The sequence below is a fragment of the Larkinella punicea genome, from assembly GCF_003334855.1.
GTDB lineage: Bacteria > Bacteroidota > Bacteroidia > Cytophagales > Spirosomataceae > Larkinella > Larkinella punicea.
Window position 1 is genome coordinate 76,539 of sequence record NZ_QOWE01000005.1, and the last position, 12,837, is coordinate 89,375.

11 protein-coding genes are annotated in these 12,837 nt (G+C 52.7%); 6 read left to right on the forward strand and 5 right to left on the reverse strand.

All coding sequences use genetic code 11. From position 1 onward, the window contains the following. Position 1: 1 nt before the first annotated feature. The gene (locus DUE52_RS07200; RefSeq protein WP_114405310.1) at positions 2 to 466 is read left to right on the forward strand and encodes an RES family NAD+ phosphorylase; all 465 of its coding nucleotides are present in this window, start codon (positions 2 to 4) and stop codon (positions 464 to 466) included. Here the strand turns inward: DUE52_RS07200 and DUE52_RS07205 are convergent, their stop codons facing one another. Genes DUE52_RS07205 through DUE52_RS07220 form a run of 4 tightly spaced genes read right to left on the reverse strand, consistent with a single transcriptional unit; the run spans position 467 to position 4,703 of the window. Next, positions 467 to 1,975 (reverse strand): lipopolysaccharide biosynthesis protein, encoded by a 1,509-nt coding sequence (locus DUE52_RS07205; RefSeq protein WP_114405311.1) that lies wholly within the window; start codon positions 1,973 to 1,975, stop codon positions 467 to 469. A gap of 9 nt (positions 1,976 to 1,984) precedes the next feature. Beyond that, positions 1,985 to 2,884, reverse strand: a complete 900-nt coding sequence (locus tag DUE52_RS07210) for a class I SAM-dependent methyltransferase (protein ID WP_114405312.1) — start codon at positions 2,882 to 2,884, stop codon at positions 1,985 to 1,987. Next, positions 2,881 to 3,981, reverse strand: a complete 1,101-nt coding sequence (locus DUE52_RS07215; protein WP_114405313.1) for a glycosyltransferase — start codon at positions 3,979 to 3,981, stop codon at positions 2,881 to 2,883. The genes DUE52_RS07210 and DUE52_RS07215 overlap by 4 nt, the downstream gene beginning before the upstream one ends. Then, positions 3,978 to 4,703, reverse strand: a complete 726-nt coding sequence (locus DUE52_RS07220) for a class I SAM-dependent methyltransferase (RefSeq protein WP_114405314.1) — start codon at positions 4,701 to 4,703, stop codon at positions 3,978 to 3,980. Before DUE52_RS07220 ends, DUE52_RS07215 begins: the two co-directional genes overlap by 4 nt. A 282-nt stretch (positions 4,704 to 4,985) precedes the next feature. Between DUE52_RS07220 and DUE52_RS07225 the strand changes: the two genes are divergently transcribed. From DUE52_RS07225 to DUE52_RS07245, 5 genes are all read left to right on the forward strand, one after another. Beyond that, positions 4,986 to 5,888: a glycosyltransferase family protein gene (locus DUE52_RS07225; RefSeq protein ID WP_114405315.1), complete on the forward strand. Its 903-nt coding sequence runs from the start codon at positions 4,986 to 4,988 to the stop codon at positions 5,886 to 5,888. A 67-nt stretch (positions 5,889 to 5,955) separates the two neighbouring features. Then, the gene (locus DUE52_RS07230) at positions 5,956 to 7,113 is read left to right on the forward strand and encodes an acyltransferase family protein (protein WP_114405316.1); all 1,158 of its coding nucleotides are present in this window, start codon (positions 5,956 to 5,958) and stop codon (positions 7,111 to 7,113) included. A 66-nt stretch (positions 7,114 to 7,179) separates the two neighbouring features. Further along, positions 7,180 to 10,047 (forward strand): M16 family metallopeptidase, encoded by a 2,868-nt coding sequence (locus DUE52_RS07235; RefSeq protein WP_114405317.1) that lies wholly within the window; start codon positions 7,180 to 7,182, stop codon positions 10,045 to 10,047. A gap of 81 nt (positions 10,048 to 10,128) precedes the next feature. Continuing rightward, positions 10,129 to 10,947: a helix-turn-helix domain-containing protein gene (locus DUE52_RS07240; RefSeq protein WP_114405318.1), complete on the forward strand. Its 819-nt coding sequence runs from the start codon at positions 10,129 to 10,131 to the stop codon at positions 10,945 to 10,947. A 96-nt stretch (positions 10,948 to 11,043) separates the two neighbouring features. Then, complete coding sequence (locus DUE52_RS07245; RefSeq protein WP_114405319.1) at positions 11,044 to 11,484, forward strand: ester cyclase; 441 nt, start codon at positions 11,044 to 11,046, stop codon at positions 11,482 to 11,484. Between the two features lie 92 nt (positions 11,485 to 11,576). On the opposite strand, the gene DUE52_RS07250 is transcribed toward DUE52_RS07245, so the two are convergent. After that, positions 11,577 to 12,755, reverse strand: a complete 1,179-nt coding sequence (locus DUE52_RS07250) for a CPBP family intramembrane glutamic endopeptidase (RefSeq protein ID WP_114405320.1) — start codon at positions 12,753 to 12,755, stop codon at positions 11,577 to 11,579. Positions 12,756 to 12,837: the final 82 nt, after the last annotated feature.

Below are 12,837 nucleotides of genomic sequence, written 5' to 3' on the forward strand. Positions count from 1 at the left end.
AATGCCCACCGTTTACCGCATCATTCGTGAGAAATTTACCGATCAACCACTGTCCGTTGAAGGCAGTCGTCTCTTTGGTGCCCGCTGGAACCCCAAAGGAACTGGCGTTCTGTATACGACTTCGACACCGGAACTAGGTCTGGTAGAAACTTTAGCGCATGCACCGAAGATTCGCTATGAGGATTTACCTACCTATTGGCTGTTTTCGATTGAAGCGCCTGATGATATCCAGTACTATCAGCGAGATGCTATGCCGGACTTCTGGCAGGATAAAACCTACGAACGAACCCAACTGTGGCTGAAGGACTGGTTGCAAAAGCCGGACCATTTGGCGGTCGCGGTTCCTTCGGTTATTGTGCCTTTTTCTTTTAATATCATTTTTCATCCATACCATCCGCAATTCGACCAATTACGAATCACCAATCAGGAGATCATTCCGATCGACCGTCGGCTGTGGATGTCCTGATCACCGCCGTCGAAAGCCCCGCACACGCCCCAGCACTGACCCCATCAAGCCATTCATATCTTCCGACACCCGGAACCACAGAATCAGCCCGGCAAACAGGCCCATCAGCACCAGCGAGCGTCCGATAATGCTGAACAATACCAGCCACAACGAACCGTTCCACGCGGGAAGAAGGAGAGAAACGCAATAGACCAGCACCAGAACCGCAAGGGCTTTGACGCCCGAAAACGTGAACGGCAGGATTCGGAAAAACACCCAGACCAAACCGACTTTGCTCAGGGCAAAAATCAGCGTAGTGAGCGTGGTAGCAAAAGCGGCTCCGTCGATGCCGTAGCGCGGAATCAGGTAGGCGTTGGCGCCAATGGCCAGACAGGCCATCACAATCATCAGCAACGTGGCGTAGCGGTAGTATTTGGAATAATTGATGATTTCACCGTTCACACCCGTAGCCATCTCAAACAGCTTCGCCGACGCCAGCAGCAACACCACGTGTTTGCCTTGTCGATAGATGTCGGCTTTCGGCAACAGGCTGAAAATACCGTCGATGTTGGTCCAGATCAGTAGAAAAACCAACCCACCCGCCAGCAACTGATTCAGCGACGATTTGTGGTATAGCTCCTGAACGTGCGCCATATCGTTCTGTCGCAACGAATTGGAAACCAGTGGCGTCGAAATCTGCGTGATGGTTTTTCGGGGAATTTCAATAATGCCGGCAATGTAGGTCGCGATGATAAAAATAGCGGCATTGGTCAGTCCTTCGCCACCGGAAAGCATCGTGCGGTCGATGAAATACACCACCTGCGTGCCGACGCCCCCCATGACGACAAACAGACCGAAATACATCATCTGCCGAAACATGCCGTCTTTCAACCGCGTCACATCGAACCGCAGCGAAAACTTGCCCAACTGATAAATATAGACCAGCAGAATGACCACCGCCAGACCGTACGACCCAATCATCAGGTACAGCATCCAGTCGAAATTATACCAGCCCAGCCCAAACAGCAGAATCACCAGCACATTCGCCAGTTTCAGATACACTTCGCGAATGAAGGTCGGGATGGCAATGCGGGCGTTGTTACGGCAGTAGGCTTCCAGCACGGAGATGTAAATCCAGAAAATCGTGAGCGGCACCACCAGCACATGATACGGAATCAGACCCGCCGATTTTTCAGCAAAGTAATCCTGAATGGGTTGTTCGAACAGAAAATAAGCCGCCGTAAACAGGCTGATGCCAATCAGGGGAAAAGCCAGCAGGAAACCCAGAAAACCGTTATTCTGCGTTTTGTCATCGCGGAAATAGCCAAAAAACCGGTCGGTGATAAACGGCGCGCCGAGGTGCGCAAACGCGGCAAAAAGCAGGCTATTTTCCAGCAACAAACGCGAAATCGCCAGTTGGTCGGTCGACAGAAAGTGCAGCGAAACGTACAACTGGTTAATAATCCCGATGCCGACTCCAATGTAGGAACCGATGCTGGCTTTCAGGCTTTGACGAATGACAATTCCCATGTGATTTGGTTACGCTCCCTTTCGATAAATGGCGACCACCGTGGCCCCATCGGACATAATCGGCAGGCGTTTGGCCACAAACCGGGTCGATTTATAGACGAGCGACGCGAACAGATTCCGGCCCAGGTGTTTTTCCAGCCACAGGCGATAGCCGAGGCTCCGGTGCGTCACTGAAGCGGGTTCGTTCTTAATTTCCACCACGGTCAGACCCATCAACTCACCGGCATATTTCAACGAAACCGGGTCCCAGAGCAAGGTGTGGTGGGGCGGCAGGTTCAGCGTATGATACGGATCTTCCCGGAAATAATACGAGGCATTATTCGGAACGCCAATGGCCAGCAAACCACCCGGTTTGACGCACTGAGCCGCCTGCCGAAAGAAATCGCCGACGTTGTTGACGTGTTCGAAAACCTGAAACGCACAGACGACATCATACTGGCCTTCATGCTGTTGCGCATGGATTTTTAGATCCTCGTTGATGATATTAACCCCGATTTTCCTGCCGTACGCAATCGCGTCGTCGTTCAGTTCCAGCCCCAAACCGTTCGCTCCTTTTTCGGGAAGCCGTTTCAGGAAGTAGCCATTACCGCTGCCAATTTCCAGCACCCGGTCGCCCGACTTCAGGTGTTGAAACACCAGCTCATGCTCCCATTTCCACGGGCTGTAATAGCCTTTGTAATGCTTGCCCAGATCGGCGTAAAAATCCGCATCACCCGCCAGCGAAAACGGGTAATAAAACCGCAGTTTCGACTGGTTGCATTCATAAATCATCACCTCGTCCATCCCGGCAAAATACCGGCTGACATCCATCCCGAACTGATCGCGATACCGTTCTTCGATGGTGCGGGCGTTCAGGCTCCGAACGGGCGAAACCGCGGGCGAGTTGGTGAGCGGTGAGCGTACGGTCATAGTTCCAATAGGCGGTTTAATTCCTTGATGCGGTCACGCATTTCGTATTCATTGATCATTTTTTGCCGGGCATTCCGACCCAGTTCACCGGCCAGTTTCGGCTCATCCAGCAACTGAACCATGTACTTCGCCATGCCCTGCACATCACCCTCTTCGACCAGAAAACCGGTCACGCCGTGTTCGACGGCTTCCTTGATGCCGGCGTGGCGGGTGCTGACAATCGGCAAACCGGCGGCCGAGGCTTCCAGCACCGTATTAGGCGTTCCTTCCGAATCACCATTCACCGGATTGACCATCGAATGCTGGGCAAAAAGACGGGCTTTTTTGTGCCATTCCGCAATTTCCGCAGCGGTTTTGACACCGACCAGTTGAACGGCGTATTTCAACTGCAACTCGTCCACCAGCTTCTTACACGATTCCAACAATTCACCCCCGCCGATCATCACCAGCCTGGCATCCGGATGCCGGTCCAGTACTTTATCAAACGCCCGAATGGTCAATTGTGGCGCTTTTTTGGCCGTAAACCGTCCGACGGTTACAATCAGTTTTTCTGCTTTTTCCGGCTCGGCCCCGGCAAACAATTTCGTTTCAACGCCGTATGGATTTCGATGAACTTTCTGAGGATCAGCACCCAGCCGGACGAGTTGTTCCATCATATCGTTGGAAACCGCCACAATCGCCTTGGCCTGCGCAAAAAGCTGGCGGTATGGCGTTTCGAGTTTTCTAAGCGTCTCTTTCTCAACCGCATCGAAGCCGTGAAAATGCACGACCAGCGACACATTTGCCTTTCGGCAAGCGGCCATCACATGGCAAGCCGTCGGGCCGTATTCCGCCAGCAAAACGTCAGGGCGGTTTTCCTTTAAATACCGGGTTAGAAAATGGGTGTAAAAAGCCGGGTAGAGCGCCGACACCATCCGCTTGATACCCACCCGAACCGGTTCGGCCAACGGCATCCGGATGATCGTGTCGCCATCCAGCGTGCGATACGGTCGCCAACCACCGGAGAGCGTCAATTCGGGCTTCAAATACGCGATATGGTTGTGAATAAAGGTCTCCGAATAGCTGTTTTTGTTCGGATAGGCAATGCAGATTTTCATAGCTTCCGGCCGACGACCAAATACGTACACGCGTCCTTGTCCTTCGTTTCCTGAGATGTCGTTTTGTCAAACAGGCTGATCGACGCCTGCATGATGAGCGCAAACGGTGGCCACAGCCAGCGCGGTATTTTGAACAGAAAACCGTCCTGAAACAGTTGCAAACCCATCGCCGACCTTCCGATAATGCCCCGAAACGAGACGATTTCAAAACCGTTGCGGGCCACAATTTTCTGCAATCCGGCCGAGGTCCAGCGCCAGTAATCCGTGGGGTCAGGATGATACATCCAGTAACCGTGTGTCGTCAGCAACAGCAAGCCGCCGGGTTTCAGAATCCGGCAGGCTTCCTGCAAATAACCTTCAGGATCTTCGACGTGTTCCAGCACCTGCGTCGACAACACCACGTCCACCTGCGCGTCGTCCATGCCAATGCGGCTGTCGGAGCCGATGTAGACATCGGCGTGCGGGTTCCAGTCGAGGTCGATGCCGATGTATTGCACCTGTTCGGGCGGGAAAAGCGAGACATAGGGTTTGGTTCCGCATCCGTAGTCGGCCAGTTTGATCCGCCCGGTTTTCGTCAGCGGATCGATAAACGTGGTTCTGGCATACTGCACCAACTCCCTGAGTTTGATCAGATAATACCGCCGGGGATTGGTCAGTGGAGGTTTAATCCGGTAATGCTCAGACGGATCGTCCGGCATCGCTTCAGCGCGGATTGTTGTCATAATGAAATAGAAACGTCGTGGTGCGGCCCGGTTTGAACGGGAATCGGCTGATTTCCAGAAATACCAAACGAATCAGCCCTGACACGCGTACGATTTGTGGTGCGTATTGGCATTGTAAACACAAAGAAAGCAGAGACGATGCAAATAATTAAGTAATCTTGTAATTAGTTTGGGGTTTACGGTATTCGGTTTTCTGTTTACGGTAGCTGGCGCGTTACACTTCATGCGCCGGTTAGCATGCGTCAACCACCGTAAACCGAATACCGTAAACCGTAAACCGTAATGCCCCTCGCTCCCATCGTTTTATTCTGTTATAACCGCGTCGATCACCTGCGGGAAACGATTAACTATCTGGCTAAAAACCCATTAGCCAAAGAAAGTATCCTTTATATTTTTTCAGACGGGCCAAAAACGAATCCGGCGGTTGGGAAAGAAGATGCGGAAAAGGTGCAAAAAGTCCGTTCCTATTTGCCGACGATTGAAGGCTTTGCGGATGTTCGCATCAAGGAAGCCGTCACGAATCAGGGCCTGGCCAACTCCGTAATCCGGGGCGTGACGGAGGTGATCGAGCAACACGGCCGCGTGATTGTCATGGAAGATGACATCATCTGTACGACCGATTTCCTCGATTTTCAGAATGCGGCTCTGGATTTTTACGAACACCATCCGCTGGTTTTTTCGATTTCCGGGTATTTGTATCCGTTTTCCATTCCGTCCACTTATTCCGAGGACGTTTTACTGTTGCCGCGCGCATCGTCGCTCGGCTGGTCGACCTGGAAAAACCGCTGGGAATTGGCCGATTGGTCGGTGGCGGATTACGCCCATTTCATTCAGGATTCGAAAGCCCGGCAGGCTTTTTCGGCCAGTGGCAGCGACCTGATTCCGATGTTTGCCAAGCAGCAGAAAGGCCTGATTAGTTCCTGGGCCATCCGCTGGAGTTACACGCATTTCAGGCAGAAGCGGTATTGTCTGTATCCGATCCGGTCGAAAGTCGAACACATTGGCTACGACGCCGGCACCAACTTTGGCCGGTTCAGCCGGTTTCAGAACACGGCGCTTCACGAAGGCAAAATCAAACTAACAGCAGATATTCAGGTTGATCCGGAGGTGGTTCAAAACCTCAAACGACATTTCAAACCAAGTTTGCTGCGGCAGATGATCAACCGGTATAAATACGGTATCTGATGATTTAATGCCGCCAAAAAAGTTGAAAAATCATCGTATCCATCCGTTCCAGCTTCCGTAGCGACACATGCAACCAACGTCTACTCCGCACCCGCACAGCCCGAACCGGGACACCCACCGGTCCGTGAGCACCTCCCGGCTCCTCTCCCTCGACACCTTCCGGGGCATCACCGTTGCGGCCATGATTCTGGTCAATAATCCCGGCGACTGGGGCCATATCTACGCCCCGCTGGGCCACGCTCACTGGCACGGCTGGACGCCCACCGACCTAATTTTTCCGTTTTTCCTCTTCATTGTCGGCGTATCGATTTCGTATGCGTTGCAGAATAAGGACCGGGCGGGACTGGCGGGTAAGATTATGAAGCGAAGTCTGATCCTGTTTAGCCTGGGATTGTTTCTGAACCTGTTTTCGAAATTTGATTTCACGACCGTCCGGATTCCGGGCGTTTTGCAGCGGATTGCGCTGGTGTATCTGGCCTGCTCGCTGATTTACATCAAAACCGACACCCGGACACAGGGCTGGCTGGTTGGCGTTCTGCTCGTCGGCTACTGGCTGTTGATGTCGTTCATTCCCGTGCCGGATTTTGGCCCGGCCAATCTGGAAGCCGAAACCAACCTCGGCGCGTGGCTCGACCGGACCTTGCTGGGCGGCCATTTGTGGAAAACCTCGAAAATCTGGGACCCCGAAGGACTCCTGAGCACCCTGCCCGCCATTGCCACCGGCCTGTCCGGAATTCTGGCCGGAACACTCCTGAAATCCAGCCGCCCGGAAGCAGAAAAAGCCGTCTGGCTGTTTGTGGCGGGTTGTTTCTCCTTGCTGGGAGCCTACATCTGGAACGGTTTTTTCCCGATCAACAAATCCCTCTGGACCAGCTCGTTCGTGTTGCTCACCTCCGGTTTGGCGTTGCAGGGACTGGCCTTGTGCTACTGGCTAATCGACGTGCAAGGGTATAAAAAATGGACCAAACCGTTCGTGGCTTTTGGCGTCAATGCCATCACGGTTTTCTTTCTCTCCGGTCTGATTCCGCGCATTTTGAACATGATAAAGGTTCAGCAACCCGACGGCTCGGAAATTGGCGCGAAGGAGTGGCTGTACCAGACGTTTTTTGTGCCGTATTTCGAAAGTCCGTACAATGCGTCGCTGGCCGGGGCGCTGACCTTTGTGCTGATCTGGTTCGTGATTTTGGGGTGGATGTATCAACAAAAAATCATTATTAAAGTATAAATAATGCCGCTAATTTTGAGTTAACACAGCAGACACGTGATCCGCCGTGTTTTCAAAACCGACCTAATGAACAAGATTCTTGCGACCGGCCTTGCCATTTCTCTGTTGGTAACCGGTGCGAATGCCCAGCAACCTGCCAAAACCGGTGCTAAAAAAGCCGCCGTTCCTTCCAAATCAGCCGTCTCGGCAGGAATCCCCGCCGAACTAAAACAGCCCATTCCGTTCGATCCGGGCGTTAAAGTGGGGAAACTACCGAACGGGATTACGTATTACATCCGCAAAAATGCCGAGCCCAAAAACCGGGCCGAACTGCGGTTAGCCATCAATGCCGGGTCGATTCTGGAAACGGAAGACCAGCAGGGGCTCGCCCACTTCATGGAACACATGGCGTTCAACGGCACGAAAAATTTTCCAAAAAACGAGCTGGTGAGCTTCCTGCAATCGTCGGGCGTCCGGTTTGGGGCCGACCTGAACGCGTCGACCGGTTTTGACGAGACGGTTTACCAACTGCCCGTTCCAACCGACTCGGTGCGGCTTTTTGAGCGGGCGTTTCAGATTATGGAAGACTGGGCGCACAACGTGACGATGGACCCGGCTGAAATCGAGAAGGAACGCGGGGTGATTCTGGAAGAAGCGCGGTCGGGGCGCGGGGCGGGTCAGCGGATGCGCGAGAAGTATTTCCCGCTGATTCTCAACAACTCCCGCTACGCCAGCCGTCTGCCCATCGGAAAAGACGACATCATCAAAACCTTCAAACCCGAAGTGCTGCAACGGTTTTATAAAGACTGGTACCGCCCGGATCTGATGGCCGTCGTAGCCGTGGGCGACTTCGATGTGGCGCAGGTTGAAGGCATCATCAAGGAAAAGTTCGGACGGATTCCGGCGGCAACGAACCCAAAACCGCGCCCGGAATACCCGATTCCGCCCCACAAAGACACCAAAATTGCCATCGTGACCGATCCCGAACAACCGAACACGATGGTGCAGATTATGTATAAACGACCCGAAATCAAGGAGAAAACCCTGTATGACATCCGCGAAGCGGTGAAACGGGTGTTGTTCAACTCCATGATCGGAAACCGGATCAATGAACTCACGCAACAGGCCGACCCACCGTTTCTGGCCGGCTACAGCAATTACGGCGGTTTTCTGGGCGATCAGGACGCTTTTAGTTCGTACGTCATTGCCAAAGATGGAAACGTGGCACGGGCCGTCACGGCCATTCTGGACGAAAACGCCCGCGTCGATCGCTTCGGCTTCACGGAAACGGAACTGGATCGGGCCAAAAAACAGTATCTGAAAGCCGTCGACCGCATTTACCGCGAACGCGACAAAACCCGTTCCACGAGCTACGTCGGCGAATACGTAGAGAACTTCCTGAAAGGCGATATTCCGGTCAGCATCTCGTTTTACAATGATTTTCTGAAAAAATACCTCGGCGGAATCACCGTTGGCGACGTCAACAACCTGGCAAAACAGTTCATTACGACTGAAAACCGGGCCGTGGTCATCATGGCACCCGAAAAGGATAAAGCCAAACTCCCGACCGAAAAGCAGGTGCTGGCCCTGATCGACAATGCCGGTAAAAACCTGACGGCGTATGTCGATAAAACGATGGACAAACCGCTGTTGCCGACGCTGCCCGTTGGCGGTCCGGTAACGAGTGAAAAAGAAATCAAGGACATCAACGTCACGGAATGGACGCTCCGCAACGGCGTGAAGGTGGTGTTGAAACCGACGGATTTTAAAAACGATCAGATCATTTTTTCGGCCAACAGTCCGGGCGGAACGTCTCTCTACCCCGACAAGGATTTTGAATCGGCGCGGTTTGCCTCCACGCTCACGCATATGAGCGGTATTGGCGAATATAACCAGATTCAGTTGGGTAAATACCTGACCGGAAAAACCGTTAGCGTGTCGCCCTATATCGGTGAAACGACCGAAGGCATCAGCGGCAGCACCACACCCGACGACCTGGAAACCGCCCTGCAACTGGTTTATGCCTACTTTACGGCTCCGCGTCAGGACCCCGATGTGATCAAGGGTTTTCTGTCGAACCAGCGGAGCTTTCTGCAAAACCAGTTGGCCACCCCAACGCCCCAGAAGGTTTTTCAGGATACGGTTCAGTCATTGCTGGGGGCCTACAACTACCGCCGGTTGCCGCTGACGCCCGAACGGCTGGACAAAGTGGACGTTAACCGGGCCGGGGCGATTTATAAAGAACGGTTTGCCGACGCCAGTGACTTCACGTTCTTCTTCGTCGGAAATTTTAAAGAAAAAGATATTAAACCGCTGATTGAGAAATATTTGGGTGGGTTACCGTCTACAAACCGCAAGGAAACCTACCGCGACCTGGGCATCCGGATTCCGGCCGGAAAGATCGAAAAATCCGTCACCAAGGGCCTGGAACCCCGAAGTACCGTGCAGTTGATTTTCAGCGGTGATTTTGTCTGGAATGCCGAAAACGCCACCCAGGTCGATGCGCTGGCTGAAGTACTGGAGATCAAACTGACCGAAACGCTGCGGGAGGAAGAAAGCGGGGTCTACGGCGTGGGCGTCAGCGGAGCTTATGCCAAAATTCCGGCCCAGCGGTATACGTTCCGCGTCGGCTTCAGTTGCGCCCCCGAAAACGTCGATAAACTGATTGCGCGAACCCTGGCCGAGATCGAAAAACTGAAGCAGAACGGTGCCGATTCCAAAGACATCGACAAATTCAAAGCCGAAACCCGGCGCGAAACGGAAGTTCAACTGAAGCAGAACAATTTCTGGCTGGGGTATTTGTCCAACCAGTATTTCAACCAGGACGACCCGAACGAAATCCTGCGGGAAGCGGAATTTCTGAAACAGGTGACGCCCGAAAGCACGAAACAGGCTGCCAATCAGTATTTTGGCAAGAATTTCATCAAGCTGTTGCTGGTGCCGGAGCGAAAATAAGACACCACCTACCTTTCGCTAAATCGTTGGGCCGGTTTGCAGGAAAAAAAGCATAACTTGCTTTAACTCCCTGCACGTCTCATGCTGTACCAGAAGTATCAACCGGCTCCCCATCTGCGCCCGTTTGTCGAGTGCTACTACGTTTGGGAAAACGCAGCGTTGCCGACTCAGCCCATGACGGTCGAGTCGCCACCGAACGGTTACGGCTCGCTGGTGTTCAATTATGGTGATCCGTACCGGCTTCAAACGCAGAAAAACGGAACGAAAGTGGTGCCCGCATCCTTCCTGAGCGGGCAGTCGACCCGCAGTTACCAATTGCAGTTGCAGGGACAAATCGGCATGATCGGGGCGGTTTTTCGTCCGGCAGGCCTGAACAGTCTTTTTGGGTTACCGATGTATGAATTTGTCGATGAACGCATTGATCTGGCTGCCGTTCTGGGCGACGGCATCCGAAACGTTCAGGAACGCATCGTAGAACCTAACGGTGCCATCGGTCGGATCCGGCTGCTGGAAGCCTTCCTGAGCAACCAGATGACCCGCACCAATGCCGTAACCGACCGCACGGATTATGTTGCCAACCTGATCGTAGACCAGCGGGGCATCATCAATATCAATGAGTTGATGGACGAACTGTACGTTTGTCGGCGGCAGTTTGAACGAAAATTCCTGACCAAAGTCGGGGTGAGTCCGAAATATTACGCCCGCATCCGGCGCATCGGATATTTATGCGCCCAATTGGCCAACAAACACTGGAATGTGGACGACTGGCACGACGTCATTTACCGGGCGGGATATTACGACCAGTCGCACTTTATTCGTGAGTTTACCGGTTTTACGGGCCGGATTCCATCACTTTACGTACGGAACAACGTCGAGCTGGCGAATTTTCTCCAATCATGAGTGCTGATTGTGCGCCTTTTGCAAAATGTCGCATTTATACAATTAAGCCGCCCGGTGGTCAGGTACTTTTGGTTTATCATATAACCACGATTTTTCATGAAAACGACACAAACGGATTCACTGACCGACCTGACCCGCAAAGGCACCAGCATTGAATTTTTCTCGGCCTACCAGGAACGCGATATCGAACGGATGATGGCCCTCTTCGACCCCACCGGCGAATTCTGGCTCATGCCGCTCGGCCCCGATCCGCAGGGAACCATCGGCGACTTAGGCCGGAATTTCTGGACGGGCGTCATTGGCGCTTTCCCGGACATCGACAATACCGTCGATAAAGTGACGACCGACGGCGACAGAATCATTTGCAACGTGACGCTGTTCGGAACCCAAACCGCTGATTTTGCCGGTATTACGAACAAAGGGCTACATTTCAACAGCGACCATATTTTCATTTTCCGCTTCAACGAAGACGACAAGATCGTTGCGGTGGCCATCGACTGGGATCATGCCAGCTTCCAGCAGCAATTGGGTGTTTAAAGAGACAAGAGAGGATAGACAAGAGAGTAAAGACTAGTGCTGAGAAAACAGTCTTTACTCTCTTGTCTATCCTCTCTTGTCTAAATCGCTCCTCACTTCAGCGTTTCCAGATTGAACAGAAACTCCGACGAATTGACGAGCGTGTGAACCAGGGCTGCGTAAAAGACATTTTTCGTCTTCATGTACGTGTAGCCGTAGCCCCAGCCCGCGATGCTGGCCAGGCCCACAAAGACCAGCGATCCCGCGTGAAAATGAACCAGGCCAAAGAAAATACTCGTGATGGCCAGTGACGTATAGGGACCGTGTAGATCGATCGATTTCTTCTCAATCCAGTAAGCTGCCAGGAATAAGAGAACCGTGATCAGAACCGGAACCCACAGCAGGGCCGCGTGCATCAGGTACCCGGTGAGCAGCGAGAGCAGTAGAAAAACCGCAAATCCCCATTTCCAATACGTCCTCCAGACCCCGGATTCCGTTATTTTCCGGGCCAGCATGTTTTGCAAAATGCCCCGCAGAAAGAGTTCTTCGAACAAAGCCGTACCAAAAAAAATCCGCACCATCTCGCCAACGGCCAGGGGAATCAACGCCATCGAAAGCGGTTCGTAGCCGCTGGTTTTCAGAAAACCGCTGACGTACGCAATCAAGGCTGTTAAGGCAATGAAAGCCAGCCAAACCCACACGGCGGTTTTAAGATAACGCCAGTTGAAAGTCGGAAAAAAACCGATATCGGGCAGCTTTCGGATGGTGCCGAAACCGTAGACCGCCGTCAGAATCAGCACAAACCGTAACACGTTGCTGAAGCCCGCACCATTGAAAGGCAGATGTGTTTTTACCCCGAAAGAAATGGAAGTAGCCGGAATCAGAAAGAGAAAATAAATCGCAAAATCCGTCCATTTAATGGGTTGAGGATCTCTTTTATAGGCTAAAAAACCGAGGACCGGAAACAGCAGATAAAATGGAAATAACGCGGCCGACCCCTTGAACGGCGAATGCCCGTGAAATCCCAAATAGGAATACAGAACAATAATCAGCAACACCGGAAACACAACGGCCCGCTCCAGGCCGGTGTCTACGCGCCGTTCAAGTCGCTCAGAAATGCCCGGCTGGCCCAGGGTGAACGTCAGGAAATACAAGACGATGAAATACGGACTCGCCAGCAGGAGTTCGGCGGGTGGAAGTTGCCCATTGAAATAGAGGAAAAGCGCAAAGAAGGCCGCTGTCAGCAGCACACCCGTCCGTATTTCGCCCGCATAACCCGTCGTCTTTTTCATCTTCAGTCGATTTGTTCCAGATAACTACGAAAAGAAAATCAGATGGGCTATTGGCCGAAGCAAAAAAAACGCAAAAATGGCC